General features: G+C 69.0%; 23 protein-coding genes. 16 read left to right on the top strand and 7 right to left on the bottom strand.

The window, feature by feature from the left end:
• The first annotated feature begins 155 nt into the window (after positions 1–155).
• From gatC to ACZ54P_RS09845, 5 genes are all read left to right on the top strand, one after another.
• Entirely contained in the window at positions 156–455 is a 300-nt protein-coding gene (gene gatC, locus ACZ54P_RS09865; RefSeq protein ID WP_061982060.1) for an Asp-tRNA(Asn)/Glu-tRNA(Gln) amidotransferase subunit GatC, read from the top strand.
• Positions 452–1969, top strand: a complete 1518-nt coding sequence (gene gatA, locus ACZ54P_RS09860; RefSeq protein WP_465461126.1) for an Asp-tRNA(Asn)/Glu-tRNA(Gln) amidotransferase subunit GatA — start codon at positions 452–454, stop codon at positions 1967–1969. Before gatC ends, gatA begins: the two co-directional genes overlap by 4 nt.
• On the top strand, positions 1966–3471 hold the full coding sequence (gene gatB, locus ACZ54P_RS09855; RefSeq protein WP_465461125.1) for an Asp-tRNA(Asn)/Glu-tRNA(Gln) amidotransferase subunit GatB: 1506 nt from the start codon (positions 1966–1968) through the stop codon (positions 3469–3471). The genes gatA and gatB overlap by 4 nt, the downstream gene beginning before the upstream one ends.
• Positions 3464–3970, top strand: coding sequence for a hypothetical protein (locus ACZ54P_RS09850; protein ID WP_465461124.1), 507 nt, complete (start codon positions 3464–3466; stop codon positions 3968–3970). The genes gatB and ACZ54P_RS09850 overlap by 8 nt, the downstream gene beginning before the upstream one ends.
• Positions 3971–4054: 84 nt before the next feature.
• The gene (locus ACZ54P_RS09845) at positions 4055–5455 is read left to right on the top strand and encodes a DUF6351 family protein (protein WP_465461123.1); all 1401 of its coding nucleotides are present in this window, start codon (positions 4055–4057) and stop codon (positions 5453–5455) included.
• 24 nt (positions 5456–5479) lie between these two features.
• Here the strand turns inward: ACZ54P_RS09845 and ACZ54P_RS09840 are convergent, their stop codons facing one another.
• Positions 5480–6709, bottom strand: a complete 1230-nt coding sequence (locus ACZ54P_RS09840; RefSeq protein ID WP_465461122.1) for a PQQ-dependent sugar dehydrogenase — start codon at positions 6707–6709, stop codon at positions 5480–5482.
• Positions 6710–6771: 62 nt separating this feature from the next.
• Here ACZ54P_RS09840 and ACZ54P_RS09835 point away from each other — a divergent pair, with 62 nt between their 5' ends.
• From ACZ54P_RS09835 to ACZ54P_RS09825, 3 genes are all read left to right on the top strand, one after another.
• A complete protein-coding gene (locus tag ACZ54P_RS09835; protein ID WP_465461121.1) occupies positions 6772–7677 on the top strand; it encodes a 2-hydroxyacid dehydrogenase in 906 nt (301 codons plus the stop codon).
• Between the two features lie 32 nt (positions 7678–7709).
• Entirely contained in the window at positions 7710–8534 is an 825-nt protein-coding gene (locus ACZ54P_RS09830) for a DUF72 domain-containing protein (RefSeq protein WP_465461449.1), read from the top strand.
• Between the two features lie 79 nt (positions 8535–8613).
• A complete protein-coding gene (locus ACZ54P_RS09825) occupies positions 8614–9156 on the top strand; it encodes a DoxX family protein (protein ID WP_465461448.1) in 543 nt (180 codons plus the stop codon).
• A gap of 104 nt (positions 9157–9260) precedes the next feature.
• On the opposite strand, the gene ilvD is transcribed toward ACZ54P_RS09825, so the two are convergent.
• Together ilvD and ACZ54P_RS09815 are read right to left on the bottom strand one after the other, a co-directional pair.
• Complete coding sequence (gene ilvD, locus ACZ54P_RS09820; RefSeq protein ID WP_465461120.1) at positions 9261–11105, bottom strand: dihydroxy-acid dehydratase; 1845 nt, start codon at positions 11103–11105, stop codon at positions 9261–9263.
• 71 nt (positions 11106–11176) lie between these two features.
• Positions 11177–11647, bottom strand: coding sequence for a PH domain-containing protein (locus ACZ54P_RS09815; RefSeq protein ID WP_465461119.1), 471 nt, complete (start codon positions 11645–11647; stop codon positions 11177–11179).
• Between the two features lie 406 nt (positions 11648–12053).
• Between ACZ54P_RS09815 and ACZ54P_RS09810 the strand changes: the two genes are divergently transcribed.
• The 4 genes from ACZ54P_RS09810 (at position 12054) to ACZ54P_RS09795 (ending at position 15763) form a co-directional block, all read left to right on the top strand.
• The gene (locus ACZ54P_RS09810) at positions 12054–13862 is read left to right on the top strand and encodes an acetolactate synthase large subunit (protein WP_465461118.1); all 1809 of its coding nucleotides are present in this window, start codon (positions 12054–12056) and stop codon (positions 13860–13862) included.
• Positions 13859–14365, top strand: coding sequence for an acetolactate synthase small subunit (ilvN, locus tag ACZ54P_RS09805; protein ID WP_076162709.1), 507 nt, complete (start codon positions 13859–13861; stop codon positions 14363–14365). Before ACZ54P_RS09810 ends, ilvN begins: the two co-directional genes overlap by 4 nt.
• A 43-nt stretch (positions 14366–14408) precedes the next feature.
• A complete protein-coding gene (ilvC, locus tag ACZ54P_RS09800) occupies positions 14409–15422 on the top strand; it encodes a ketol-acid reductoisomerase (protein ID WP_465461117.1) in 1014 nt (337 codons plus the stop codon).
• 77 nt (positions 15423–15499) lie between these two features.
• Positions 15500–15763, top strand: coding sequence for a DUF397 domain-containing protein (locus ACZ54P_RS09795; protein WP_465461116.1), 264 nt, complete (start codon positions 15500–15502; stop codon positions 15761–15763).
• A gap of 32 nt (positions 15764–15795) precedes the next feature.
• Here the strand turns inward: ACZ54P_RS09795 and ACZ54P_RS09790 are convergent, their stop codons facing one another.
• The 4 genes from ACZ54P_RS09790 to ACZ54P_RS09775 form a co-directional block, all read right to left on the bottom strand.
• Complete coding sequence (locus ACZ54P_RS09790; protein ID WP_465461115.1) at positions 15796–16746, bottom strand: NADP-dependent oxidoreductase; 951 nt, start codon at positions 16744–16746, stop codon at positions 15796–15798.
• 151 nt (positions 16747–16897) lie between these two features.
• On the bottom strand, positions 16898–17854 hold the full coding sequence (locus ACZ54P_RS09785) for an ankyrin repeat domain-containing protein (protein WP_465461114.1): 957 nt from the start codon (positions 17852–17854) through the stop codon (positions 16898–16900).
• Positions 17838–18674: a TIGR03620 family F420-dependent LLM class oxidoreductase gene (locus tag ACZ54P_RS09780; RefSeq protein WP_465461113.1), complete on the bottom strand. Its 837-nt coding sequence runs from the start codon at positions 18672–18674 to the stop codon at positions 17838–17840. The genes ACZ54P_RS09785 and ACZ54P_RS09780 overlap by 17 nt, the downstream gene beginning before the upstream one ends.
• Complete coding sequence (locus ACZ54P_RS09775; protein ID WP_465461112.1) at positions 18671–19579, bottom strand: TIGR03620 family F420-dependent LLM class oxidoreductase; 909 nt, start codon at positions 19577–19579, stop codon at positions 18671–18673. The genes ACZ54P_RS09780 and ACZ54P_RS09775 overlap by 4 nt, the downstream gene beginning before the upstream one ends.
• A gap of 97 nt (positions 19580–19676) precedes the next feature.
• On the opposite strand from ACZ54P_RS09775, the gene ACZ54P_RS09770 reads away from it, so the two are divergent.
• From ACZ54P_RS09770 to ACZ54P_RS09755, 4 genes are all read left to right on the top strand, one after another.
• Positions 19677–20243 (top strand): TetR/AcrR family transcriptional regulator, encoded by a 567-nt coding sequence (locus ACZ54P_RS09770; protein WP_465461111.1) that lies wholly within the window; start codon positions 19677–19679, stop codon positions 20241–20243.
• 95 nt (positions 20244–20338) lie between these two features.
• Entirely contained in the window at positions 20339–21937 is a 1599-nt protein-coding gene (gene serA / locus ACZ54P_RS09765; protein WP_465461110.1) for a phosphoglycerate dehydrogenase, read from the top strand.
• 310 nt (positions 21938–22247) lie between these two features.
• The gene (locus ACZ54P_RS09760; protein WP_465461109.1) at positions 22248–25652 is read left to right on the top strand and encodes a S8 family serine peptidase; all 3405 of its coding nucleotides are present in this window, start codon (positions 22248–22250) and stop codon (positions 25650–25652) included.
• 235 nt (positions 25653–25887) lie between these two features.
• Positions 25888–26931 (top strand): 3-isopropylmalate dehydrogenase, encoded by a 1044-nt coding sequence (locus ACZ54P_RS09755; RefSeq protein WP_037304890.1) that lies wholly within the window; start codon positions 25888–25890, stop codon positions 26929–26931.
• Positions 26932–26949: the final 18 nt, after the last annotated feature.

Genomic DNA, 26949 nt, shown 5'->3' with positions numbered 1-26949 from the left:
CTTCGGGATAACGAACCAGGCACTCCTTACCCGAAGTGCCCTACCCCGAGCAGGAGTGCGGGCCGCGGCATAACCCAGTCGAGTACGCCGACGCCGCCACCATAGACTTGCAGCTTCCGACAGAACCCGCACAGCACACCCCGGGAGTCACCCGCGTGCCCAACATTTCCCGCGACGAGGTCGCACATCTCGCCAAGCTGGCCAGGCTTGCCGTCACCGAAGAGGAGCTGGACGTCTTCGCAGGCCAGCTCGACCAGATCCTGGACTCGGTGGCCAAGGTGAGCGAGGTCGCAGGCGAGGATGTCCCGCCCACGTCGCACGCCGTGCCGCTGACCAACGTCTTCCGTGACGACGTCGTCCGTCAGGGGCTGACCCAGCAGCAGGCCTTGGCCGGTGCGCCGGCCGCCGAAGAGGGTCGTTTCCGGGTGCCGCGGATTCTGGGAGAAGAGCAGTGACCGAACTCATCAAACTGACCGCCGCCGAACTGGCGGACAAGATCCAGATGCGTGAGGTCTCGGCGGTCGAGGTCGCCCAGGCCCACCTGGACCGGATCGCCGAGGTCGACGAGCACATCCACGCGTTCCTGCACGTGGACACCGAAGGCGCGCTCGAGGCCGCTCGCGCGGTGGACGCCGACGTCGCCGAGGGCAAGGCGCCGAAGTCGCCGCTCGCCGGGGTGCCGCTGGCGCTCAAGGACGTGCTGACCACCCAGGGCATCCCCACCACCGCCGGTTCCAAGACGCTGGAGAACTGGATCCCGCCGTACGACGCCACCGTGACGCGCAAGCTGCGCGAAGCCGGTGTCGTGGTGCTCGGCAAGACCAACATGGACGAGTTCGCGATGGGCTCCTCCACGGAGAACTCCGCGTTCGGCCCGACGCACAACCCGTGGGACCACGCCCGCATCCCCGGCGGTTCCGGTGGTGGCTCCTCGGCGTCCATCGCGGCCTTCGAAGCCGCGATCGCGATCGGTACCGACACCGGTGGCTCGATCCGCCAGCCGGGCGCCGTCACCGGCACCGTCGGGGTGAAGCCGACGTACGGCGGCGTGTCCCGCTACGGCCTCATCGCCTTCTCGTCGTCGCTGGACCAGGCCGGTCCCTGCGCGCGGACGGTGCTCGACGCCGCCCTGCTGCACGAGGTCATCGCCGGCTACGACCCGATGGACTCGACCTCGATCGACGCGCCGGTCCCGCCGGTGGTCGCCGCGGCCCGCCAGGGCCTGACCGGTGACCTCAAGGGCGTGCGCGTCGGCGTGGTGAAGGAGTTCGCCGGTGACGGCTACCAGCCTGGCGTGCTGCGGTCCTTCGAGGCCGCCGTCGAGCAGCTGCGCTCGCTCGGTGCCGAGGTCGTCGAGGTCTCGTGCCCGAACTTCACCTACGCGCTGCCCGCGTACTACCTGATCGCGCCGAGCGAGTGCTCGTCCAACCTCGCGCGGTTCGACGCCATGCGCTACGGCCTGCGCGTGTCCGACGACGGCGCGCACAGCGCCGAAGAGGTCATGTCGCTCACCCGCGAGAAGGGCTTCGGCCCCGAGGTCAAGCGGCGCATCATGCTCGGCACGTACGCGCTGTCGTCGGGCTACTACGACGCCTACTACGGCTCGGCGCAGAAGGTCCGCACGCTCATCACGCGTGACTTCGAAGCCGCGTACGAAAAGGTGGACGTGCTGGTGTCGCCGACCACGCCGACCACCGCGTTCAAGATCGGCGAGCGGGTCGACGACCCGATGGCGATGTACCTGGCGGACCTGTGCACCATCCCGTCGAACCTCGCGGGCAACGCCGCGATGAGTGTCCCGAGTGGACTGTCGCACGAGGACGGCCTGCCGGTCGGCCTGCAGATCATGGCCCCGGCGATGGCCGACGACCGGCTGTACCGCGTCGGCGCCGCCTACGAGGTCGCGCGTGACGCCGCCAACGGTGGCTCGCTGGTGCACGAGGTTCCGGAGCTGGGAGGAAAGAAGTGACCGCCGTGGTTGAGTTGATGGACTACGCCGACGTCATCGAGCGGTTCGACCCGGTGCTGGGCCTCGAGGTGCACGTCGAGTTGAACACCGACACCAAGATGTTCTGCGGCTGCGCCAACGAGTTCGGCGGCGAGCCCAACACCAAGGTGTGCCCGACCTGTCTCGGCCTGCCCGGTGCCCTGCCCGCGTTGAACGGCAAGGCCGTCGAGAGCGCGATCCGGATCGGGCTCGCGCTCAACTGCGAGATCGCGCCGTGGTGCCGGTTCGCCCGGAAGAACTACTTCTATCCGGACATGCCGAAGAACTTCCAGACCTCGCAGTACGACGAGCCGATCGCCTTCAACGGCTACCTCGACGTGACGCTGGACGACGGCGAGGTCGTGCGCGTGGAGATCGAGCGCGCGCACATGGAGGAGGACACCGGCAAGTCGCTGCACGTCGGCGGCGCCACCGGCCGGATCCACGGCGCCGAGCACTCGCTGCTCGACTACAACCGCGCCGGTGTGCCGCTGATCGAGATCGTCACCAAGACGATCGAGCACACCGGGGAGCGCGCTCCCGAGGTCGCGCGGGCGTATGTGAGCGCGCTGCGGGATCTGCTGCAGGCACTCGACGTCTCCGACGTCCGCATGGACCAGGGTTCCCTGCGTTGCGACGCGAACGTTTCGTTGATGGCCAAGGACGCCACCGAGTTCGGTACGCGAACCGAGACCAAGAACGTCAACTCGCTGCGCAGCGTCGAGCGCGCCGTGCGGTACGAGATGACGCGCCAGGCGGCGATCCTCGCCGAGGGCGGCTCGATCAAGCAGGAGACGCGGCACTTCCAGGAGTCCGACGGCACCACGTCGCCCGGGCGCACGAAGGAGACCGCCGAGGACTACCGGTACTTCCCGGAGCCCGACCTGGTGCCGATCGCGCCGTCGACCGAGTGGGTCGACGAGCTGCGCAAGACGCTGCCGGAAATGCCGTCGGAGCGCCGCAAGCGCATCCAGCGCGAGTGGAACCTGACCGACGAGGCACTGCGCGACCTGCTCAACGTCGGCGCGGTCGACCTGGTCACCGCGACCGTCGAGGCCGGCGCGACCCCGGACGAGGCCCGTAGCTGGTGGGTCAACACGCTGGCGCAGGAAGCCAACTCCCGCGAGGTCGAACTGGCCGAGCTGGCGATCACCCCGGCGCAGCTGGCCGAGGTCATCGGGCTGGTGAAGTCCGGTGAGCTGACCAACAAGCTGGCCAAGGAGGTCGTGCAGGGCGTGCTCGCCGGCGAGGGTTCGCCGTCCGAGGTCGTCGAGAAGCGCGGCCTGAAGGTCGTTTCCGACGATTCCGCGCTCATCGCGGCGGTCGACGAGGCGCTGGCCGCGCAGCCGGACATCGCCGAGAAGATCCGCGGCGGCAAGGTGGCCGCGGCCGGGGCGATCGTCGGCGCGGTCATGAAGGCCACCAAGGGCCAGGCCGACGCCAAGCGCGTGCGCGAACTGATCGTCGAGCGAGTCGGTGCCTGAGCTCGCTTTGAAGAAGGTCACTTGGCGTGAGTGGCTCGGCCTCACGGCCGGGCTGCTCGCGCTGATGGCCTTGTTCCTGCCGTGGACGACCCTGACCGCGGCGCGGCCGGAAATCGAAGACGCGCTGACGACGTTGCCGGCCAACGACGTCACGCGTGACGCGTGGCATGCGGGTTTCCTCGCCTGGGCGCCGCTTTTTCTGCTGTTCCTGCCCGGCCTCGCCGTCGTGCTGTTCGGCCGCGTCGACGCCGTCCGTCGCGCGGGCCTGCCGCATCTGTGGCTGATGGCGGCCATCGGCGCGCTGCTGCTGATGCTGCTCGGCTGGGCCATCCTCGACTGGCAGTTCACCGCCGACCAGCGGGGGATCTTCTCCGCGGCGGGTATCGAGATCGGGACCGGCCTCGGCCGATACCTCGGCCTGCTCGCCGCCGTCGTCTCGGCGGTGGCCGCCTTCTTCGACGTCCGGGTGCTGCGCGCCGAGACCCGCACCCGCCGCTGACCACCCCTTCGCATTTAGTCCTCTCAATGCGGCAGGGTTCGCCGGACGTTGACATGTGACCTTTTGGTCACCTATTTTGGGCTCATGAACCGAACGCTCAAGACTCTCGTCACCGCCCTCGTCACGCTCCTGCTCGGCGGCCTGCTGACCGCGGTCCCGGCCGTGGCGAAGGAGTCGTGGCGAACACACGAAGGAACGATCGACGGCGCGAGATACCTGGTCAAAGTGCCGAAACGATGGAACGGCACGCTGGTGCTGTACAGCCACGGGCTCTATGTGAAGGAATGGCCGCCGGAGCGGATCCACCTGGCCACCCGGCCGGAGACCGAGGCTTGGCTGCTCGATCAGGGCTACGCACTCGCCGCGTCGAATTACCAGGGCGTGTTCGGGTACGTGATCGAGGAGGCGCTGACCGACCAGGTCGCGTTGCTGGACTGGTTCCAGGCGAACGTGGGGAAGCCGCGGCGGACCATCACCAGCGGGATGTCCATGGGCGCGGTGATCTCACTGAAGCTGGCCGAGGACAACCCTGGCCGTTTCGACGGTGTGCTGACCCAATGCGGCGAATACGACGCGAACGGCACCTGGAACAGCGCGCTCGACATGCTCTTCGCCCTCAAGACTCTCCTGGCGCCGGACGCGGACATCGACCTGGTCAGGCCGCGCGACCCCGAAGCCGCCCAGGCCGCGCTGACGGCGATCGTGGCGGAAGCCCAGAAGACCGGCTCGGGGCGCGCCCGGATCGCGCTGGCCGGGGCACTCGGCAACATCCCGGGCTGGGCCTTCGCACATCAGCCGGAGCCGTCCGCGCCGTCGGACCGGCTCGCCCAGCAGGCGATCTGGGTCACCGCGGCCTACGTGAACGGCTACGGACCGGTGGCACGGGCCGAAATCGAGCGCCGGGCCGGTGGGAACCCGTCGTGGAACACCGGGATCGACTACCGCCGCATGCTCGACGGCTCCGCTCGGCGCGACCTGGTCCGGCACGCCTATCGGCAGGCGGCCGGCGTGGATCTGGCGGCCGACCTCGACCGGCTCGCCGCGGCGCCGAGGATCTCCGCGGATCCGGCGGCGGAGGCCTACCTGCGGCGTCACACCGTGGCCGCGGGCACCACGCCGTCACCCGTGCTGACCGTGCACACCACCGGTGACGGCGGCGCCGTTGCGGATCAGACCCGCTGGTACGCCGACCAGGTCCGCCGGAACGGTGATCCGGAGCGGCTGCGCCGGACCTACGTCGAGCGTGGCGGCCACTGCTCGTTCAACGCCGCTGAGGAGATCGTCCTGCTGCGCACCCTGCTGTCCCGTGTGGACAGTGGACGCTGGCCGTCCACCGGCCCGCACCCGCTCAACGCCGCGGCGAACGGACTCGGCCCCGATCACCGGCTGGTCCCGGAGCTGTTCAGCGAAACCTTCGAGGAAAAGCCGATGGCACCGGCGTTCGTGCGGTTCACCCCGCCGGTGTTCCCGCGGCCGACCAGCTGAGACACGGAGGAGGGCGGGGGCGGATCAGTCCTTGCCGCCCCCGTTGCCGCCGATCGTCGGCGAGATGAGGACCACGCGGTCGTCACTCGACACCGGTGTGCCGCCGTCCTTGTTGACGGTTCCGGCCACGGCCAGCTGCGGATTGATCATGCTCATCCCGGCCAGGCGGCCGAAGGTCTTCGGCGGTTTCCCGGTCTTGCCGTCCAAGGCGAGATTGGGTTTGCCGGTCACCGCGCCGTCCGGGGTGACCGGAAGGTTCTGCAGGTTCCCCGCGACCGACGTCGTCACGTACAGGTAGCCGACGGCACCGACGAAATCCGCGCAGCCCGCCACCCCGGGCTTGTCCGGCCAGCTCCAGGCCGGGGTGGTCAGCGGCTGGCCGGCGCGGAGCCGGTAGACGACGTCCTTGTCCGCCAGCCTGTCGGTCAGCCACATCCGGGAACCGGCTTCGTCGCGGCAGATCCCGCCAGGGGAGTGCACGCCGGTGGAGAAGACCGCGGAGCCGGCCGTCGGATTGCCCGGCGCCGGTTTGCCGGAGGTGTCGATCCGCAGCACCTTCCCGGCCAGCGACGCCGGATCGGCCGCGAGCCCGGCGTTGCCCGCGTCGCCGGTGGCGACCAGAAGCGCGCCCTTGGCGTCGGTGCCGATCGCGCCGCGGTTGCCGGTGGCGCCCTTGGGAATGCCGGTCAGCACCGGTTTCGGCGCCTGCCCCTTCGCGAGCCGGACGACCCGGTTGTCGGTCGGGGTGGTGATGTAGGCGAAGACGAGCTGGTCTTCCGCGAAGCCGGGCGACAGGGCGAGTGAGGTGAGGCCGCCGTCGCCGGAACCGTCCACCGGGATGGTGGCCCAGGCGGCCGGATCCTTCCCGGCGGCGGCGAGCACGATGCGGCCGCTCTTGCGTTCACCCGCGAGCGCGCCGGGCGCGCTGCCGTCGCCCGGGATCGCGGCGACGGCGGCGACGGTGTCCAGGCAGGTCGCGATGACGATCTTGTCGAAGTCCTTGCAGCCCTGGGGCGGCGGTACCGGGGTCGGTGTCTGATTCGGTCCACTGCCGTTGCCGCGGCCTGGACCGGAGTCGCCCGCGTCACCACCGGGCCCGGCCTGCGGCGGGGATTCGGGGGACGGCGGGTTCACCGGGGTGAAGGTCTGGCCGGCCGCCGTGTCGTCGAATTTGGCGCAGCCGGAAAGCACGAGTGCGCCGCAGGCCAGCAGAGCCAGCGGCGAAGTCCATTTCCGCCGGTACCGGGTACGCACGGGATCAGCCTAGGTGGGCGTGCGTGAACCACGGGTAAGCGGTTCTCGATACCGTGGTGATCATGACCGTTACCGTGCTGGTGCCCGACGAAGAGGGTGTGACCGCGCTTTCGGAGATCGACGGTGTGCGTCCGGTGGTGTACCGGCAGGGAGAGCCGGTGCCCGCCGAAGCCGCCGAAGCCGAGGTCCTCGTGACCGGTGGACGGCCGACCGAAGCGATGTGGCGCGAACTGCCGAACGTCAAACTCGTGCAGCTGCTGGTGGCGGGGGCCGAGGACTGGATCGGCAACGTGCCGGACGGCGTCCTGCTTTCGACCTGCCGTGGCGCGCACGGCGGAAGCTCGGCCGAATGGGTCGTCGCGGTCCTGCTGGCGATGTACCGCGGTCTCCACGATTTCGCCGACGGCCAGCGCCGGAAGCGGTGGCAGCGCCGGACCACCGACACGTTGCAGGGCAAGCGGGTGCTCATCGTCGGTGCCGGTGACCTCGGCAGGCAGCTGCGGCGTCGGCTGGAGACGTTCGACGTGCGCTGCACGATGGTCGGCACGACCTCCCGCGAAGGGGTGCACGCCGTCGGTGAACTTCCCCGGCTGCTGCCGGAACACGACGTCACGGTCCTGATGGTGCCGCTGACGCAGCACACCCGCGGCCTGGTCGACGCGGAGTTCCTGGCCGCGATGCCGGACGGGGCGATCCTCGTCAACGTCTCGCGAGGACCGGTCGTGCGCACCGACGCGCTCGTCGCCGAACTGGCTTCGGGCCGCCTCCGCGCCGCGCTCGACGTCACCGATCCCGAGCCGTTGCCCGACGGGCACCCGCTCTGGGACGTGCCGGGGCTGCTGCTGACCCCGCACGTCGGGGGCGCGGTGAGCGGCGTGCGGCAGCGCGCCTACGCGGTGGTGGTCCGGGAACTGAGCCACTATCTGGGTGGGGAGCTGCCGAAGAACCTGGTCCACGGCGAATACTGATCAGCGTGGCGAATCTTCATGTCGGTTGCGCGATGTGGGCGCACAAGGCGTGGGCCGGGCGGTTCGTGCCGCGGTCGACCACGGCGGGGGAGCGCCTGCGTGCCTACGCCGGTTGGTGCAACGCGGTCGAAGGCAACACCACCTTCTACGCGACACCCGCCCGCGACACCGTCGCGACGTGGGCGCGGCAGACCGATCCCGGCTTCCGGTTCTTGGTCAAGCTGCCCAAGGTCGTCACGCACGAGCGACGGCTCACCGGTGTCGAGACCGAGATGCGGGCGTTCCTGGACGCGGTCGAACCCCTCGGCGACCGGGCGATCCTGTGGACCCAGTTGCCCGCCTCGTTCGGCCCGTCGGAGGTCGACACGCTCGGTCGCTTCCTGCGCCGTCTCCCCGCCGGACTCCGGCGCGCCGTGGAGGTACGCCATCCCGGCTTCTACACCGACGCCCAGTCGACTTCGGTGCTGGAGAAGACCCTCACCGACGTGAGCACCGAGTGGGTGCCGTTCGACACCACGGTTTTCTTCCAGCGCCCGCCGACCAGCGAGATCGAACGGGAGACCTGGACCAGGAAACCCCGGCTGCCGCGGCGGACGCGGGCGCTGACCGACCGGCCGATCGTCCGCTACCTCGGCCGGGACTCGGCCGAGGAGACGGTCCAGGGGTGGGGACCGTGGACCGAGGTGGTCGCCGAATGGCTGCGCGTGGGCCGCTCGCCGACGGTCTTCGTGCACACCCCCGACAACGACGACGCGCCGCCGCTCGCCCGCCGGTTCCACGACGACGTGCGCGCCCTCGTACCCGGCCTTGACCCGTTGCCCGAGCCCGAACCGGTCGAGCCCGCGACCCTGTTTTGAGCCGCCACACCGCTGTTCAGTCGCCCGAGGCGCCTGTTTCCCCTACTCTTCGCGCGTGAGCGATGACTACCAGACCAGCATGATCTCGGACGTGGCCGACCCCGACGGTGGCCCGAACCCGGTGGAGACCAGGGGCGGGATCGATCTCGGTCTGCTCGTGCTGCGAGTCGTGCTCGGCGTGACCATGGGCGCGCACGGGCTGCAACACCTCTTCGGCGCCTTCGGTGGCCCCGGGGTCGGCGGCTTCGCGAGGGTGCTCGGCAACCTCGGCTACACCAGCCAGACCACGCTGCTTTCGTGGATCACCGGCATCAGCGAGGTGCTCGGCGGCGCGCTCGTCCTGGTCGGCCTGTTCACGCCGATCGGTGCCGCCGCGCTGCTCGGCGTCTGCGCGAACATCATGTACGTGAAGTTCAGCGGCGGGTTCTTCCAGAAGGACGGACAGGGTTTCGAGTTCGAACTCCTGCTGGGCGCCGCTTCGCTGACCATCCTGCTCGCGGGGGCCGGGCGGATCGCGCTGGACGTCAACACCCCGTGGCGGAAGCGGCCGCTCGCGTTCGGGCTGATCGGCCTTCTGCTCGCGGCCGCGGCTTCGGTCGTGGTGCTCGTCCTGTGCCGCTGACCCGCGGAACAAGGCGCATTTAGAGGACTAAATGCGCTCGTTCCGCCCACGAGGAGTGAGCGAAGGGCGCATTTAGTCCTCTAAATGCATGCTTGTGACGGGGCTTACTTGTTCGGGTCTCGCACGGCACCGGTGTCGGCCGAGGTCGCCATCCGCGCGTAGGCCCGCAGCGCGGCGGTGATCGGCCGGTCCCGCGAGACCGGCTGCCACGGCCGTTCGCTCGCCTCCATCTTCGCCCGCCGCTCGGCGAGGACGTCCGCCTCGACGAGCAGTTCGAGACGGCGCTCGTGGACGTCGAGCAGGATCCGGTCGCCGTTCTGGACGAGGCCGATCGTCCCGCCCGCGGCGGCTTCGGGGGAGATGTGCCCGACCGAGATACCCGACGAGCCACCGGAGAACCGGCCGTCGGTGATCAGCGCGCACTTCTTGCCGAGGCCGGAGCCTTTGAGGAACGCCGTCGGGTGCAGCATCTCCTGCATCCCCGGGCCGCCCGCCGGACCCTCGTACCGGATCACCAGCACCTCACCGGGCTGGATCTCCTTCTTGAGGATGGCCGAAACCGCCTCCTCCTGGCTTTCCAGCACCCGCGCCGGGCCCTCGAAGTGCCAGAGTTCCTCGTCGATGCCCGCGGACTTGATGACCGCGCCGTTCTCGGCGAGGTTCCCGCGCAGGATCGCGAGCCCGCCGTCCTTGGTGTAGGCGTGCTCGACGTCGTGGATGCAGCCGTCCGCGGCGTCGGTGTCCAAAGAGGACCAGCGGTTCTCGGTGGAGAACGCCTCCGTGGTCCGGACGCCGCCGGGGGCCGCGTGGAACAGTTCGATCGCCCGCTCCGACGGCGCCTTCGCGCGGATGTCCCAAGTGGACAGCCAGGACTCGAGGTCCGGTGAGTGCACGGAGTGGACGTCGGTGTTCAGCAGCCCGCCGCGGTACAGTTCGCCGAGGATGGCCGGGATGCCGCCGGCGCGGTGGACGTCCTCCATGTGGTAGTCCGAGTTCGGCGCGACCTTCGACAGGCACGGCACCCGGCGGCCGATGGCGTCGATGTCGTCGATGGTGAAGTCGACCTCGCCCTCCTGTGCGGCGGCGAGGACGTGCAGCACCGTGTTGGTCGAACCGCCCATCGCCATGTCGAGGGCCATCGCGTTCTCGAACGCCTTCTTCGACGCGATCGAACGCGGGAGCGCGGACTCGTCGTCCTGCTCATACCAGCGCTTGCACAGTTCGACGACCGTCCGCCCCGCGTCCTCGAACAGCGCCCTGCGGGCGGCGTGCGTGGCGAGGGTGGAGCCGTTGCCCGGCAGCGAGAGCCCGAGGGCCTCGGTCAGGCAGTTCATCGAGTTCGCGGTGAACATGCCCGAACACGAACCGCAGGTCGGGCAGGCGGAGCGCTCCACAATGGACAAACCGTCCTCGTCGACCTCGCTGCTGGCCGACGCGGCGATCGCGGTGATCAGGTCGGTGGGCGCCTGTGCGACCCCGCCGACGACCACGGCCTTCCCGGCCTCCATCGGCCCACCGGAGACGAACACCACCGGGATGTTCAGCCGCATGGCCGCGTTCAGCATGCCGGGGGTGATCTTGTCGCAGTTGGAGATGCAGACCAGCGCGTCGGCCTGGTGCGCGTTCACCATGTATTCGACCGAATCGGCGATGATCTCGCGCGAGGGCAGCGAGTACAGCATTCCGCTGTGCCCCATGGCGATTCCGTCGTCGACGGCGATCGTGTGGAACTCGCGGGCGACACCGCCCGCCTCCTTCACCGCGCCTGCCACGATCTCGCCGAGATCCTTGAGGTGCACGTGCCCCGGCACGAACTGGGTGTAGGAGTTCGCGATGGCGACGATCGGCTTGCCGAAGTCGCTGTCGGTCATTCCGGTGGCGCGCCAGAGCGAGCGGGCGCCCGCCGCGTTGCGGCCGTGGGTGGTGGTCCGGGAACGGAGTGGGGGCACGGCTGACTCCAAGGTTCGGGATGAGGACCAGGGGCACGGGACGAGCCGGCGCCAAACTGGTCCTACCAATCCTACTCCCCGGAACCCTCGGTCTTTTCCGGAGCCGTCTCCTTGACCGCGTCGACATCGTCGGTGAGCCCGGACGGATCGGCCATATGACCCGCGCTGACCAGCGAGATCACCGGAAGATGGCGAGTGCGCACGGCGGGCAGGGCGACCTTGGTCTCGTCCTTCAGCACCGCCTGCACCTTCGCCTTGTCGGTGATGGCGAGGCCCTTGAGGGAGGACCACGGCAAATCCCGCCGTCCGAACATCGTGCGAACCTCCAGGCCGTTCGCCGTCGCGGTCGTACGGGTCCGGATCACGAACACCGCCAGCGCGATCGGGAAGAGGTAGAGCCACTGGAGATAGGGCACGTCGCCGAACGCGACAGGCGTCACACAAACGACGAGAAAAGCGATCGCCAGCAACGCCGTGTTCGGGATTTTGAAGACGGCCTTATGGTCCTCGTTCGCCTGTTCCTGCTGCTTTTCTTCTGCCACGTCAAAGATGGTGCACCGCGGCCTTCCGGACCCCGAACGCGGGTCGCGTGAGGGGGGTGCGGTGTCCAGCATACGGAATCGCCGTCCCGCAGAGTTGACACTCTCAACGGGGACCGGCTAGTTTCACCAACGTGACAACGCAGACCGGCCTCGTACTTCCCAAGCGCGTCGACGCTTAGGGAAGTCTCCGCTGCGTCGACGCGCGACCCTCGTGCGACCACTCCGGTCGGCGGGGGTTTTTTGTTGCCTGGATAGAGTTTCACCGCCGAACCAGCCAATGAATACCCGAACGAGTGACTAGACAAGACGAGGCATACAAGCGATGACTAGTGCCACCTCGCGAGCTGAAGCGAACTCCGGTACGTCCGGAGCCCGACCCAAGCCGGCGCCGCCCGCCGGGACCCCGGTGCGGGTCACGGGCGCGCAGTCGCTCGTCCGCTCGCTCGAGGCGGTGGGCGCGGAAGTCGTGTTCGGTATTCCCGGCGGCACCATTCTCCCGGCGTACGACCCGTTGCTCGACTCGACGAAGGTCCGCCACGTCCTGGTCCGCCACGAACAGGGCGCCGGCCACGCCGCCACCGGTTACGCGCAGGCGACCGGCAAGGTCGGGGTGTGCATGGCCACTTCGGGTCCCGGCGCGACCAACCTGGTCACCCCGCTGGCCGACGCGAACATGGACTCGGTCCCGGTGGTCGCCATCACCGGTCAGCAGTCCCGCGCGCTGATCGGCACGGACGCCTTCCAGGAAGCCGACATCTGCGGCATCACGATGCCGATCACCAAGCACAACTTCCTGGTCACCGACCCGATCGACATTCCGCGCACCATCGCGGAGGCCTTCCACCTCGCCTCGACCGGCCGCCCCGGCCCGGTTCTGGTGGACATCCCCAAGGACGTCCTGCAGGAGATGACCTCCTTCTCCTGGCCGACGGAGATGCGGCTGCCGGGCTACCGGCCCACGCTGCGCCCACACGGCAAGCAGGTCCGCGAGGCCGCCCGCCTGATCAGCAAGTCGCGGCGCCCGGTCCTCTACGTCGGCGGTGGCGTGATCAAGGCCGACGCCTCGCGTCAGCTGATGGAACTGGCCGAGCTGACCGGGATCCCGGTCGTCACCACGCTGATGGCCCGCGGCGCGTTCCCCGACTCGCACCCGCAGCACCTCGGCATGCCGGGGATGCACGGTTCGGTCGCCGCCGTCGCCGCGATGCAGCGGGCGGATCTGCTGATCGCCCTCGGCGCCCGCTTCGACGACCGCGTCACCGGGCAGCTGTCCTCGTTCGCCCCGGACGCCGCCATCGTCCACGCCGACATCGACCCGGCGGAGATCTCCAAGAACCGCAAGGCGGACGTGCCGATCGTCGGCGACTGCGCGGAGATCATCACCGAACTGATCGAGGCCGTCCGCGCCGAGACCGACAAGTCCGCGAAGCCGGATTTGAAGGACTGGTGGACGCAGGCGAGCGCTTGGCGTGACGACTACCCGGCCGGCTACGAATGGCCCGAGGACGGCACCCTTTCCCCGCAGTACGTCATCCAGCGCATCGGCGAACTCGTCGGCCCGGACGCGGTCTACACCGCGGGCGTCGGCCAGCACCAGATGTGGGCCGCGCAGTTCGTGAAGTACGAGAACCCGCGTACGTGGATCAACTCCGGCGGTCTCGGCACGATGGGCTTCGCCGTCCCCGCCGCGATGGGCGCCAAGTTCGGTCTGCCGGACAAGCAGGTCTGGGCCATCGACGGCGACGGCTGTTTCCAGATGACGAACCAGGAACTGGCCACCTGCGCCATCGAAGGCGCGCCGATCAAGGTCGCCGTCATCAACAACGGCAACCTGGGCATGGTCCGCCAGTGGCAGAACCTCTTCTACTCGGAGCGGTACTCCAACACCGACCTCGGTACTCACAAGCACCGCATCCCCGACTTCACCCTGCTCGCGGAGGCGCTCGGCTGCGCCGGGCTCCGCTGCGAGACCAAGGAGGACGTCGACGCCACCATCCGGCGCGCCATGGAGATCAACGACCGTCCCGTCGTGATCGATTTCGTGGTGGGGAAGGATGCCCAGGTGTGGCCCATGGTGGCCGCGGGAACCGGTAACGACGAAATCATGGCCGTGCGCGGAATCCGCCCGCTCTTCGACGACGACGAGGTCGCCGCCGCTGGTGAAATCGACGCAGCGGAGCTGAACGCCGCCACAGCTGAAGGAGACGCCCGATGAGCGTGCACACCCTGAGCGTTCTGGTGGAGAACAAGCCCGGTGTCCTCGCGCGGGTTTCCGGACTGTTCTCCCGGCGCGGTTTCAACATCGAATCCCTCGCCGTCGGGCCCACGGAGAACCCCGAGGTGTCCCGGATGACGATCGTGGTCGCCGTCGAAGAGCTACCGCTCGAACAGGTGACCAAACAGCTCAACAAGCTGGTCAACGTCATCAAGATCGTGGAATTGGAAAAGTCCACAGCCGTGCAGCGCGAGCTGCTGCTCGTCAAGGTCCGGGCCGACGCCACCGTGCGCAGCCAGGTTCTCGAGACGGTCCAGCTCTTCCGCGCGAAAGTGGTGGATGTGTCCCCCGAGGCGCTCACCGTCGAAGCCACCGGGACCTCGGACAAGATCGGTGCCCTGCTGCGGATGCTGGAGCCCTATGGCATCCGCGAACTGGTCCAGTCCGGAATGGTCGCGGTCGGCCGTGGCGCGCGCTCCATCACCGCCACCTCCGCCCGCTAGAAGTCTTTAATTCAGTAAGTCAGGAAAGGAAGTAGTACCCCTCATGGCAGTGGAAATCTTTTACGACGACGACGCGGACCTTTCGATCATCCAGGGTCGCAAAGTCGCCGTGATCGGCTACGGCAGCCAGGGCCACGCGCACTCGCTCAGCCTGCGCGACTCCGGTGTCGACGTCCGCATCGGGCTGCCCGAGGGCTCGAAGTCCCGGGCCAAGGCCGAAGAGCAGGGTCTCCGCGTGCTCACCCCGGCCGAGGCCAGCGCCGAAGCCGACCTGATCATGATCCTCGCGCCCGACACCAAGCAGCGCGCCATCTACGAGAAGGACATCGAGCCGCACCTCAAGGACGGCGACGCGCTGTTCTTCGGCCACGGCTTCAACATCCGGTACGACCTGATCAAGCCGCCGGGAGGCGTGGACGTCGCCATGGTCGCGCCGAAGGGCCCGGGCCACCTGGTCCGCCGCCAGTTCGTCGACGGCAAGGGTGTCCCGGCGCTCATCGCGGTCGAGCAGGACGCCTCCGGCAACGCGCAGGCGCTCGCGCTCTCCTACGCGGCCGCCATCGGTGGCGCGCGCGCCGGTGTCATCAAGACGACCTTCACCGAAGAGACCGAGACCGACCTCTTCGGCGAGCAGGCCGTGCTCTGCGGTGGCGCCTCCGCGCTGGTGCAGACCGGTTTCGAGGTGCTCACCGAGGCCGGCTACGCCCCGGAGATCGCCTACTTCGAGGTGCTGCACGAGCTGAAGCTGATCGTCGACCTCATGTACGAGGGCGGCATCGCGCGTCAGCGCTACTCGATCTCCGACACCGCCGAGTACGGCGACCTGACCCGCGGCCCGCGCGTCATCTCGCCGGCGGTCAAGGAAGAGATGAAGAAGATCCTCGGTGAGATCCAGGACGGCACCTTCGCCCGCGAATGGGTCGCCGAGGACGAGGCCGGACGGCCGAACTTCACCAAGCTCGAGGAGCAGGGCAACCAGCACCCGATCGAGGAGACCGGCAAGAAGCTGCGCGACCTGATGTCGTGGGTGGACCGGCCGATCACCGAGACCGCCTAGTTGTTTTCGTCGCGAAGGGGCCCTTCATCGTGAAGGGCCCCTTCGTTTGCGCATCGGAAAGCGATAGCGTGTGCACCATGAGTAAGCAGCCGGTGGACGACAAGGCCCACATCCGGCACGAACTGGACCTGAGCGACGCGAAGTGGATCCGGGCGGAGCCGGAAGGCGCCGACCTCGACGACTGCGTCGAGTACGCCTTCGTGCCGCACACCGATGGAGTCACCTACACCGCGATGCGCCAGTCCTCGAATCCGGACGTCAACATCCTGGTGTTCACCCCGGCGGAATGGGACGCCTTCGTGAAGGGTGTCCGGGACGGCGAATTCAACCTGCCTGGTTGACGCGGCCCTTACGGACGGGTCGCCACGTTTGTCTACCTCTCGAGAGACGCGACCGACAGCACGATCTTTCCCTTGGTCCGGCCCGCCGCCCCGAGTTCCTGCGCCTTCGCTGCCTCTTCCAGCGGGAACACGGTGTCGACGGTCGGCTTGAGCCGTCCGCTGTCGACCAGTTCCGCCAGTGCCTGCAGACCGGCGCGATCGGGCTCGGCGAGGGTGAAACCGCAGGCGACACCCGCTTTCGCGGCCAATTCGGGCAACCGCTCGTCGTTGGTGCGGGTCAGCTGGATCAGCCTTCCGCCGCGGCGCAGGGTCTCGAGCGACCGCGGGCCGTACTCCATGCCGATCGTGTCGAGAACGACGTCGACGTCGCGGACCTCCTCGGCGAAGTCCGCGGTGCGGTAGTCGATGAGTTCGTCCGCGCCGAGCCCGCGCAGGAAGTCGTGTTTGGCGACGCTGGCCGTGCCGATCACGTACGCGCCGCGCGCCTTGGCGATCTGGACCGCGAGATGGCCGACCCCGCCCGCCGCCGCGTGGATCAGGACCCGTTGCCCTGGCTGGATTTCGGCCGTCTCGACGAGGCTCTGCCAGACGGTGAGCCCGGCGAGCGGGACCGCCGCCGCGTGCGCATGATCCAAAGTGGACGGTTTCCGCGCGAAGTGCCGGCTCGGCGCGGCCACGTACTCGGCGTAGGCCCCGGCCTGGAACGGGAACGACGGCATACCGAAGACCTCGTCGCCGGGGGAGAACAGGGTCGCGCCCGCGCCGACCGCCTCGACCACGCCGGAGACGTCCCAGCCGAGGATGAACGGCGGGTCGCCCATCGGGCCGATCCCGCCGGTCTCGCGGGTCTTCCAGTCCACCGGGTTGACGCCCGCGGCGTGCACCCGGACCAGGATCTGCGTCGGGCCGGGCGTGGGCCTTTCGACGTCGACGAGTTCGAGGACTTCGGGGCCACCCAGGCGGTTTTGGCTGATCGCTCGCATGGGTTCATTGTTCGGTGAGCGTCGTACTTCGGCGAGGCGCGGGAGGGTCACGCGTCGTCAGGATCGGGACAGGGGGCAGTGGGTGCCGGGATGCTATGAAAGGTCCTTTCCTGGCAAAATTTGCCAGGAAAGGACCTTTCATAGCGCGCGCTCAGGCGGATCGCAGCACCGACAGGATCTCCGCCTGCCCGAAATGCTCAGCCCACCCCAACGCCGACGACGAGTACAACGAATCCTCTAGGGAAGGATCCGCCCCCGCCGCCAGCAAAGCCCGGACCGTGTCCACATGCCCGCCCTGCACGGCCAAATGCAGTGCCGTGACGCCCTCCCCGTGGGAATGCCCGCCGAAGGTGCCCCGATGGTTCACCGAAGCGCCGAGTTCCGCCAAAGTCCCGATCACCTCGGCCTTCCCTTGCGCGGCTGCCCACGTCAACGCCGTCCCGCGATAGACGTCGGCGTCCACTTCGGCACCCCGCGCCACCAGCGTCCGCGCCGCGTCGGACCGGTCGTTCCGAGCGGCCCACGAAAGGGCCTCGTTGACGACCTCGGCCGGATCGTCGCTCGGTCGCCATTCCGGGAACCCGCTGTGCGGCCGGTAGAACTCGCGATGCGCGCCCGCCGCCGTCGCTAGCGTGCCGTCCGGCGCGATCAGGGTGTCGAGCAGGTCGGCCCGGCCGAGGCCCGCCGCCACCCGCAGGTTGCCGGGGGAGAGGTCGCGCGCCGCCAGCACTTCGGCGGCCTCGCGGTGGCCCCAGAACAGCGCGACGACCAGGGGTGTCCCGCCGTCGCCGCGGGCGGGCACGTCGACCGGGGCCCCCACGTCGAGCAGCATCGTGACCAGCAGCGGCAGCCCGACATACGCGGCTTGGTGCAGCGCCGTCCAGCCGTGCACGTTCGCCGAGGCCGGATCGGCACCGTGCTCCAGCAGGATCCGGCACAGCCGCTCGTCACAGGTGGCGGTGGCCATGCCGAGCAGGTCGTTCCCGTTCTTCCCGTGCGAGTGGACGAGGGTGGGCAGGTCACCGATCAGCCGCGCGAGCCCGTCGAGGTCTCGCGCGTCGATCAGTTCGCGCGCCTTGTCGAAAGCGAGTTCAGCCGGTGACGTCACGCTTCCGCACGCTACCGCCCACCCCCGACAGAATCCGCCATTCCGCCAGCGGGATCCGGTCGTCCCCGGTCAGCACCTGAAGGCAGACGTGGTCGGCGCCCGCGTCCAGATGTGCCTGGATCCGCGCGGAGATCGCCTCTTCGCCCACGGCGACCAACGCGTCCACGAGTGCGTCCGAGCCGTAGTCCTCCTCGGTGAAGCCGAACCGCCGCAGATTCGCCTGATGGTGGGCCGTCAGTTCCAAGTACGCCGACACGTGTTGCCGCGCGAGTTCCCGGTCCGAACCCAGGACGACCGCCTGCTCGACGGCCAGGAAAGCCGATGGTCCCATGACCTCCCGCGCCTGCGCGGTATGCTCGACCGGGACGAAGTACGGATGTGCCCCGTCGGCGCGTTCCGCCGCCAGGGCGAGCATCTTCGGTCCCAGCGCGGCCAGCAGCCGCCGATGCGGGGAGTCCGGTGTGGACAGTTCGGCAGCGTCCATGCCGTCGAGGTAGCCGCGCATGGCTTCCAGTGGTTTCGTACCCCGCCGGTGTCCGCCCAGTCCGAGGATGAACCGCCCGGGATAGGCCTCGGCGAGAGTGCGTCCGGCGGCCGCGGCGGTGGCCGGTTCGCGCTGGTCGAACCGCGCGATCCCGGTGGCGACCTTCAGCCGGGAGGTCGCCGCGAGCAGCAGACCTGCCTGCGTGAACGCCTCCCGGCCCAGGTACTCCCCGAACCACAACGTGTCGAATCCCAGTTCTTCGACTTCGGAGGCGGCGTCGCGGACTTCGCCGATTTTCTTGCCGTCGAAGGAAAAGGTCCAGATGCCGACGCTCATCGGGTCACCGCCGTCAAGGCGGGGGCGAGCCGTTCGAGCTGCGTCACCAGTGTCTCGAGTTCGTAGCCGACCGGGCTGACGAGCACGGTGTCCGCGCCGGCGTCGACGAGTTCCTTGATCCGCCGGGCGATCTTCTCCTCGTCACCCCAGGCGACCAGCCCGTCCACGAGCCGGTCGCTGACGCCGTCGATGTCCGCGTCGGTGTAGCCCAGCCGCTTCCAGCCCTTGAAGTAGTGCGGGACGTCGTACTGCTTCATCAGCGCGATGTCGTTCGCGACGCTCGCCCGCGCCTGCTCCCGGTCGCCGAGCAGCACCGAATGGGTCGGGATGAGCAGCTTGTCCGGTCCGAGGATCTCGCGGGAGTACGGCGTGTGCTCGAAGGGCTGGGCGAACGGATGCGCGCCGTCCGCCGCGTCCCGCGCGAGTGCGAGCATCTTGGGGCCGACGGCGGCGAGGACGCGCGGAAACGGTACCGGCGAAGGGAATTCGGCCGCGGCCTCGGCCATCTTGGCGAGGTACTCACGGGTTTGTTCGAGCGGCCGGTAGTCCGATCCGGACTTCGCGGCCTGGTGGGCGTGGCCGATGCCGACCCCGAGCACGAACCGGCCGGGGAAGGCGTGCGCGAGCGCCCGTCCGCCGGCCTGGGTGGTGTACGCGGGCCGTGACCAGATGTTGGCGATGCCGGTGCCGATCACCACTCGTTCGGTCGAGGCGAGCGCGATCGCGCTGTGCGCGAACAGTTCCCGGTTCCCCGGTCCTTCACCGCCCCACACCGTGCGGTAGCCGAACTCTTCCAGTCGTCGCGTCGCGCGTCGTTCCTCGTCGGGTGGTGGCTGGACCATGCCCAGCGGCAACCAGACACCGACCGGTCCGAGCTGGTCCCGTGTCTCTTCGATCAAGGTCATTCTTGCGTCTCCCCAGCTAACATGAGGCTGCCTCCGGTTACTGGGCGAACTATACGGAGGCTGCCTCCGATTTGTCGAGGCTAGGCTCAGGGGCGCGATGGACACCGTGAAGAAACCGCTGCGCGCGGACGCCCGGCGTAACTACGAGCGCCTCCTCGAAGAGGCGCGGCGCGCTTTCGCCGCACACGGGGTCGAGGCGTCGCTGGAAGAGATCGCCCGTCAGGCCGGTGTGGGCATCGGGACGCTCTACCGGCACTTCCCGACGCGGGAGGCCTTGGTCGAGACCGTGCTCCGCGAGGGGTTCGACGCGCAGGCGTCGGCGGCACGCGAACTCCTGGACTCGCCGGAGCCCTTGACCGCGCTGAAGGCCTGGCTCACCGGGATGGGTGAACAGTCGGCGAGGTACCGCGGACTGCCCGAACTGATGGTCGACGTCCTCAACGACGAAACCTCTCCGCTGTACGCCTCGTGTCACGCGATGCAGGGGGGCGTGTCCCACCTGGTGGAAAGGGCGAAGGCTTCGGGGGAACTCCGGGCGGACGTCACAGCACACGAATTACTGGTGCTGTTGCACGCGCTTTCCTGGGCCAGTGAACATCTTTCGGGTGACAAGGGCCTCGACCGGCTCCTGGATCTCGTTTTCGCCGGATTACGGGCGAGTTAACAATCCCCTGTCACCAGGTCTAAACTGCGGCGCAACCGGGCACAACGGCGTGGCCGTAGTTCTGAGGCACTGGACCAGATAGTGGGAGCCGTATCGTGACCAAGCCGAACAAGCCCGTCGTCCTCATCGCGGAGAAGCTCGCTCCTTCCGTGCTGAGCGTGTTCTCCGACGAGGTCGAGGTCCAGCATGTGGACGGTACGGACCGCCCCGCGCTGCTCGAAGCCGTGAAGACGGCGGACGCGCTGCTCGTGCGGTCCGCCACCAAGGTCGACGCCGAGGTCCTTGCCGCCACCACCTCGCTCAAGGTGGTCGCTCGCGCCGGCGTCGGACTGGACAACGTCGAAGTCCCCGCCGCCACCGAACGCGGCGTGCTGGTGGTCAACGCGCCGACGTCGAACATCGTCTCCGCCGCCGAGCACGCCGTCGCACTGCTGCTCGCGGTCGCCCGCCGGGTCCCGGCCGCGGACCAGAGCCTGCAGGGCGGCGCGTGGAAGCGCAGCGCCTACTCCGGCGTCGAGATCCAGGGCAAGACCATCGGCGTGGTCGGCCTCGGCAAGATCGGCCAGCTGTTCGCGCAGCGCCTCGCCGCCTTCGACACCAAGCTCATCGCGTACGACCCCTACGTCTCGGCTGCCCGCGCCGCGCAGCTCGGCATCGAGCTGGTCACGCTGGACGAGCTGCTGGAGCGCGCCGACGCGATCTCCATCCACCTGCCGAAGACCCCGGAGACCAAGGGCCTGATCGGCGCCGAGGCGCTCAAGAAGGTCAAGCCGGGCGTCATCATCGTCAACGCCGCGCGCGGTGGCCTCATCGACGAGCAGGCGCTGGCCGAAGCGGTGAGCTCCGGCCACGTCGGCGGCGCCGGTGTCGACGTGTTCGTCACCGAGCCGACCACCGAGAGCCCGCTGTTCGGGCTGCCGAACGTCGTCGTCACGCCGCACCTCGGCGCGTCGACCGCCGAGGCGCAGGATCGCGCGGGCACCGACGTCGCGAAGTCCGTGCTGCTCGCGCTGCGCGGCGACTTCGTGCCGGACGCGGTGAACGTCGCGGGCGGCGGCACGGTCGGCGAGCTCGTGCGGCCGTACCTCTCGCTCACCCAGAAGCTCGGCACCGTGCTGACCGCGCTCAACCCGAAGGCGCCGTCCTCGGTCACCGTCGTGGTCAAGGGCGAGCTGTCCAGCGAGGACGTCAGCGTGCTCCCGCTCGCCGCCGAGCGCGGTGTGTTCTCCGGCGTCGTCGAGGACCAGGTCACCTTCGTGAACGCGCCGCGCGTCGCCGAAGAACTGGGTGTCCAGGTCGAACTGGTCACCGAGACCGAAAGCCCCAAGTTTCGCAGCCTGGTCACCGTCCGGGCGGTCTACGCCGACGGCGCGACCCTGTCGGTGTCCGGTTCGGTCACCGGCAAGGACGACGTCGAGAAGCTGGTCGAGGTCAACGGCCGTCACTTCGACCTGCGCGCCGAGGGCAACGTGCTGCTGCTCGAGTACCCGGACCGCCCGGGCATCATGGGCCGCGTCGGCACGCTGCTCGGCGAGGCGGGCATCAACATCGAGGCCGCGCAGATCAGCCAGACCACCGACGGCGCGGACGCGGTGATGCTGTTGCGCGTCGACCGTTCCGTGGACTCGCACCTGCTGGAGCCGATCGGTGCCACCGTCGGCGCGCACACGATCCGCGCGGTGAACTTCGGCTGACCTCCCCAGTAAGTACATGAAGGCCCCCATCCTTGCGCCTAGCGCAAGGATGGGGGCCTTCATGTACTTACTCGCAATTCGTCGACTAACTGCGGTAGTTGTGTGTGCGGGGTTCGCGGAACGCAGAGCAAGATTGAATAACGGGTGAAAAATGCCTACTGAAGTCGTGCTGGTCCCCGGATAGGTTCTTGCGGCGAGGCCGAACCATCGCGTCGTCAAGGGCACGGCGCGGCGCCGGGGCTCACCGTCGGGGGTGTGTTCGAGCGGCAGGCAGGTTCGAAGTCAAGGCCTCGAGTGAGGGCACGTACTCATGAACAGATCCCGCGTACCCCGGTGGGCCGTCCGCTCATCGGCCGCGGTCTTCGCCGCACTGCTCGCGACGTCCGTGACCGGGGCGACGGCAGCCGCACAGGATGTCCCGCTCGCGGACGGCGTCACGCCGGCGAAGATCGACCGTAATGGCTTCCAGGGGAAGGTCGAACCGAAGCTCAAGGCCGCGCAGGGCAAGATCACCGCCTTTGTCGAGCTGGCCAAACAGCCCGCCGTCGACGCCTTCAACGCCGAGCAGAACAAGGGTGCCGGCAAGGAGAAGGCCAAGCAGGCCGCGAAGGCGGCCAAGGCCGACGCCGCCGCCACGGTGAACTCGGTGGTCGGTCAGCTCAAGGCCGCCGACGCCGGCACCCAGCTGGTCACGCAGACCTCGAACGCGGTCGCGGGCGCGGTCGTCACGGCCGACGCGGCGAAGATCCGCGAGCTGGCGAAGCGGCCGGACGTCATCTCGGTCAAGAAGGTGGTGCCGAAGACCCGCACCAACTCCAGCGCGGTCCAGCTGACCAACACACTCGCGTCGTGGCAGCAGACCGGCCGTTACGGCGACGGCATCCGCGTCGGCGTGATCGACGACGGCATCGACTACACCCACGCCACCTTCGGCGGCCCGGGCACGGCCGAGGCGTACAAGGCGATCAACCGCGACCAGGCCACCCCGGCCTTCCCGACCGACAAGGTCGTCGGCGGTATCGACCTGGTCGGCGACGCCTACGACACCGGCAGCGACGACCCGGCCCTACACGTCCCGAAGCCCGACCCCAACCCAATCTCGTGCGGCCACCACGGCACGCACGTCGCGGGCACGGTCGCCGGATTCGGTGTCGACGAAGCGGGCAAGACCTTCACGGGCGACTACAAGAAGCTCAACAAGAAGAAGATCGAAGCGATGCAGATCGGCCCGGGCACCGCGCCCAAGGCCCTGCTGTACGCGATCAAGGTCTTCGGCTGCGACGGCTCGACCAACGTCACCTCGCAGGCGCTCGACTGGTCGCTCGACCCGGACGGCGACGGCGACTTCACCGACCACCTCGACGTGGTCAACCTGTCGCTGGGTGGCGACTTCGCCACCCCGGACGACCCGGATTCGCTGTTCGTGCGCAAGATCGCCGCGAACAACGTCGTCCCGGTGTTCTCCGCGGGCAACGGCGGTGACCTCAACGACGTCGGCGGCGCGCCGGGCAACACGCCCGAGGCGCTGACCGTCGCCAGCAGCCGTGACGCGTCCGTCCTGCGCGACGCCGTCGAGGCCGTCGCTCCCGACGGTGTCAAGGGTGCGAAGACCGGGCAGTTCAGCCAGAACTACGCGGCCTACGACACGCTCGACGTCACCGCGCCGGTGGTCACGCTGTCGGCCGACAACGCCGCGGGCTGCAAGCCGTACTCCGCCGCCGACAAGGCCAAGGCCGCGGGCAAGATCGTCTTCCTCGAATGGGACGACAACGACGCGACCCGCGCCTGCGGTTCGGGCGCCCGCTCGAACAACGCGCAGGCCGCCGGTGCCAAGGGCGCGCTGTTCTCGTCGACGTTGGAGCACTTCTCGGCCGGGATCGCGGGTAACGCGGCCCTGCCGACGTTCCAGCTGACCGGCAGCGCGACCGCCTCGGTCCGCCCGGCGCTGACCGCGGGCACACTGCAGGTCCGCATGACCGGCAAGGGCCGCGTGTCCGTGCCGACCACCGATCAGTCCATTGTGGACACCCCGAGCTCGTTCACCTCGCGTGGCGGGCGTGGCCCGGCGGTCAAGCCGGACGTCGCGGCGCCCGGTGACTCGATCTCGTCCGCGTTGAGCGGAAGCGGGGCCGGTCGCCTGGTCATCTCCGGGACGTCGATGGCGGCTCCGCACACCTCGGGTATCACCGCCCTGATCCGTCAGGCGCACCCCGACTGGTCGGTCGAGGAGGTCAAGGCCTCGGTCGTCAACACCGCCGGGCACGACATCCGCGACGCCTCCGGCCGCACCTACGGCCCGCAGCGCGTCGGCAGCGGCCGGATCGACGCGAAAGCCGCGTTGGACAACCAGGTCCTGGCGTACGTCGTCGACAACCCCGGCTTCGTCACGGTCAACTTCGGCGTCGTCGAAGCGGGCGGTCCGGTCACCCTGACCAAGACGGTCAAGGTGGTCAACAAGGGCATCAAGCCGGTCGAGTACTCGGTGGGCTACGAAGCCGTGAACTCGCTCCCCGGTGTCGAGTACACAGTGGACAAGCCGACCGTGAAGCTGAGCCCGCGCGGTGTCGCGCTGGTGAAGGTGACCCTGAAGATCGCCGACCCCAAGGCGCTGCGCAAGGTCATGGACCCGACCATGGCGGCCACGCAGGTCGGGCTCGCCCGGCAGTTCGTGGCGGACGCCTCCGGCCGGATCGCGTTCACCCCGAAGAGCGGCACGACCGTTCCGCTGCGGCTCTCGGTGTACTCCGCGCCGAAGCCCGTCTCGTCCATCAACACCCCGGGCAACGTCAACTTCGGGGCCGGCCAGAACCAGGCCGTGCTGAACCTGACCGGCAAGGGTGTGGACCAGGGCACCGGCCCGCAGCGGTACCGCTCGCTGATCAGCGTGCTCGAACTGCAGGCGGAATCCCCGCAGTTGCCCGAGTGCGACGGCGACGTCACCACCGACTGCACGCTGAACCAGACCGCCAAGGGCGCCGACCTGCGCTACGTCGGCGCGGCGTCCACGGCCCCGCTGGCCAAGGCGCAGGGTGAGCCGGAGAACGCGTTGCTGGCCTTCGGTCTCACCACCTGGAGCGACCTGGCCAACCTCGGCAGCAACACCTCGCCGTTCGTGGACATCGACACCACGGGCGACGGACAGCCGGACTTCGAGACCTATGTGACCAAGGTGACGTCGACCGACGTCCTCGTGGCGGTCACCGTGGCACTGAAGCCAGGCTTCCCGCAGGTCGACATCCAGCCGATCAACGGCCAGCTCGGCGACGTCGACACGAACGTGTACGACACCAACGTCGTCGTGCTGCCGGTGAGCATCGCCGCGCTGGGCATCGACCCGAACGCCGCGTCGCACAAGATCAGCTACACGGTCGGGACCTCCGGGTTCTACGCGGCGCCGGGTGCGGACTCGTCGACGATCGACTACGTCGGCACGCCGCTTTCCTTCGACGCCTTGGCTCCCGCGTACACCGTCCAGGGCGGCGGCGACTCCGCGCTGGGCTACGTCGCGAAGCCGGGCACGGCGCTGGTGGTCAACCGCAACGCGGCCGCGCAGGACACCGTGCTCGGCCTGCTGGCGATCGAGCACCACAACGCCTCGGGCAACCGGGCGAACGTGGTGAAGATCCAGGCGAACGCCGGTGGTGGCGACGCCGGCGTCGACCGGCCGGGCAACGGCGGGCGGCACACCGGTCGCCAGCCGATCGGGGTGGGCTGATCGGTAGTGCGGTGATCCGCGTTCGATGAGGTGAGGGACGCCCTGGCGGCAAGCTGTGCGCCAGGGCGTCCCTTCTTGTATTCACCCTTTCGGCTGTCTCGCTCTGTGGGAGGTTCCGGCATAAGGGTGGTGCGGCTACGGCTACCGGGCTACAGCCGGTAACCTTCCGCTGCTGGCGTTTTCTTGCGGATGGGCCATCCGGACTGCCGGTGGCCTGGTCTACGGAGGTGTGTGGATGCGGCTCGCGGTGATCCCAGGAGACGGGATCGGGCCCGAAGTGGTCTCCGAGGCGCTCAAGGTGCTCGGTGAGGTCGTACCGGCGGCGGAGATCACGAACTACGACCTCGGCGCCGCCCGGTGGCACTCCACCGGTGAGCTGCTCCCGGAGTCCGTACTCGGTGAACTCCGGCAGCACGACGCGATCCTGCTGGGCGCGGTGGGCGACCCGACGGTGCCGAGCGGCATTCTGGAGCGTGGGCTGCTGCTGCGGCTCCGGTTCGAGCTCGACCACCATGTGAACCTCCGCCCCGCGCGGTTGTACCCGGGTGTGCGCGGCCCGCTCGCCGATTCGGGCGAGATCGACATGGTCGTCGTGCGTGAAGGCACCGAAGGCCCGTACGCGGGCAACGGTGGCTTGCTGCGCAAGGACACCGAGCACGAGATCGCGACGGAGGTCAGCGTCAACACGGCGTTCGGCGTCCGGCGCGTGGTGACGGACGCGTTCAACCGTGCCGAGGCGCGGCCTCGTAAGCACCTGACGCTGCTGCACAAGACGAACGTGCTGGAGTACGCGGGTTCGCTGTGGTCGCGGATCGTCGAAGAGGTCTCGTTGGAGCACCCGGAGGTGACGGTCGCCTACTCCCACGTGGACGCCGCGACCATCCACCTGGTGACCGACCCGTCCCGCTTCGACGTCGTGGTGACGGACAACCTGTTCGGCGACATCATCACCGACCTCGCGGCGGCCGTGACCGGTGGCATCGGGCTCGCGGCGAGCGGGAACCTCGACATCACGCGGCGGAACCCGAGCATGTTCGAGCCGGTGCACGGCAGCGCCCCGGACATCGCGGGCCAGGGTCTCGCCGACCCGACCGCCGCGGTGCTTTCGGTCGCGCTGTTGCTGGACCACTTGGGACAGAAGGAAGCGGCGCGCCGGATCGAGGCCTCGGTGGCCTTCGACCTCGCGACCCGCGACCAGGCGTCGCCCGGCGCGACGCACGCGATCGGGGACCGGCTGGCGGCCCTCGTCTCGTCCAACGTGCGCACGGTCACGCAGTAGTTCCCTAGCGCGCTATGA

Source organism: Amycolatopsis sp. NPDC034160 (assembly GCF_055575355.1).
Note: the sequence above shows the minus strand (reverse complement) of the source record. Positions and strands in the feature narration are given on the sequence as shown.